The 1,408-nt window shown below is 63.0% G+C and carries 2 protein-coding genes and 1 pseudogene; all 3 read right to left on the reverse strand.

Annotation, left to right across the window (positions count from 1 at the left end):
* Window positions 1-152: pseudogene (locus tag AC1D00_RS41065) on the reverse strand (beta-ketoacyl-ACP synthase); the annotation flags it as partial.
* Window positions 149-619, reverse strand: a complete 471-nt coding sequence (locus AC1D00_RS41070) for a 3-hydroxyacyl-ACP dehydratase FabZ family protein (RefSeq protein WP_135173927.1) — start codon at window positions 617-619, stop codon at window positions 149-151. The gene AC1D00_RS41070 and the pseudogene AC1D00_RS41065, both read right to left, overlap by 4 nt.
* Before the next feature lie 10 nt (window positions 620-629).
* Window positions 630-917, reverse strand: a complete 288-nt coding sequence (locus tag AC1D00_RS41075) for an acyl carrier protein (protein ID WP_007592476.1) — start codon at window positions 915-917, stop codon at window positions 630-632.
* Window positions 918-1,408: the final 491 nt, after the last annotated feature.

The following is a 1,408-nucleotide window of genomic DNA, read 5'->3' on the forward strand; positions in this document are numbered from 1 at the left end:
ATGTAGGGCGCAAAGCCCTTCTCATCGACATTGATGCGCTTCTCCTGGAGCGCGGCCCAGTTGGCGTCGAGGCCCTCGCCGAGTGAGGTGGCAAGGCCAATGCCGGTGATCCAGACTTCCGTCTGGCCGGGCTTCGAAGCGGTGTCGGTCATGGCGATACGGCCTGTTGCGGAAAGCCGACGCGCTCGGCGACTTTCGCCATGTATCCGCGCATGTCCGCATTGGGGAAGGGGATCAGCGTGAAGGTGAGCGCCGAATTCGCGCGCAGCTTGCCGCCGACCCTGATCTTGGCTTCGGTCATGGCGTAGCCCGAGCCCTCATGGGTGAGGCTCGCCTCGATGCTCATGAGATCGCCGGGGAATACCGAGCCGCGCACCTTGGCCTCCTTGACGGCGGCCAGGATCGGCATGCGCTCGAACTTGAACACGCCGAGCTGAAGCCAGCCCGAGGCCTGCGCCATCGATTCGATCAGGAGCACGCCGGGCATCAAGGGATAGCCCGGGAAGTGCCCCTCGAAGATGGTGCTTTCCTTCGGGACCTGGGCCTCGACGACGATCCTCTTCTCGTCGACCCTGAGGTCGACGATGCGATCGATCATGTGGAAATATTCGAGTTGCATGGCCGCCCGATTAGGCGCTCGCGCCCTTGGCTGCAACCAGCTCGTCGATGCGCGCGCACAGGTTCTTCAGCACGAAATATTGTTCGGTGGTCGCTTTGCCGTCGTTGACCTCCTGGGTCCACTTTTCCAGCGGCAGCTTGATTCCGAACTGCTTGTCGATCGCAAAGGCGATATCGAGGAAATCGAGGCTGTCGATGCCGAGGTCATCGATGGCGTGGCTATCCGGCGTGATCGTGTCGCGCGGGATGTCGCAGGTTTCAGCGATGATCGTAGCGACCTGATCGAATGTAGAGGACATCACTAAGCCTTTGATATATTGCGGATATTTGTCAGATGTTCCAGAGTGGCATGGCGGGTGGGCATCGCGCCCCTGATGACGCCCTCAACCCCCCTCTGGCCGGGTCGAGAGCCCGTATATCGGAGCGCCGCCCTGAGTTCAATGGAGCCGGACAGGCCATGGGGACAGCAAGGCACGGAGCTGGGGATGCCTGCCGGAGCCTCTTTTCGCGAGGGACGATCGCGTCGGACTGAGAAGCCTGGGGCGCTCTGCCTCCACAGCGTCATGGCCGGGCATTGTCCCGGCCATCCACGCCTTGCCTTGCGGCACAAAGAGCGTGGATCCCTGGGACAAGCCCGGGCATGACGACCTCTGGGTAGGCGGGCGTGCCTAGATGAGCGGCGTCGTGATCTTGGCGCAGTCGCGGCGGCCCATCAGCACGCAATCCTGGGTCCGGCGCAGGTCGGCGATGCTCACGGCGAGCCAGATCCCGATCGCGGTCAGCGCGATGG

Source organism: Bradyrhizobium sp. P2_E8, from assembly GCF_056403875.1.

Coding starts and splice junctions, on each gene's coding strand:
- AC1D00_RS41070 (WP_135173927.1), bottom strand. CDS start 619: ATGCAACTCGAATATTTCCACATGATCGATCGCATCGTCGACCTCAGG.
- AC1D00_RS41075 (WP_007592476.1), bottom strand. CDS start 917: ATGTCCTCTACATTCGATCAGGTCGCTACGATCATCGCTGAAACCTGC.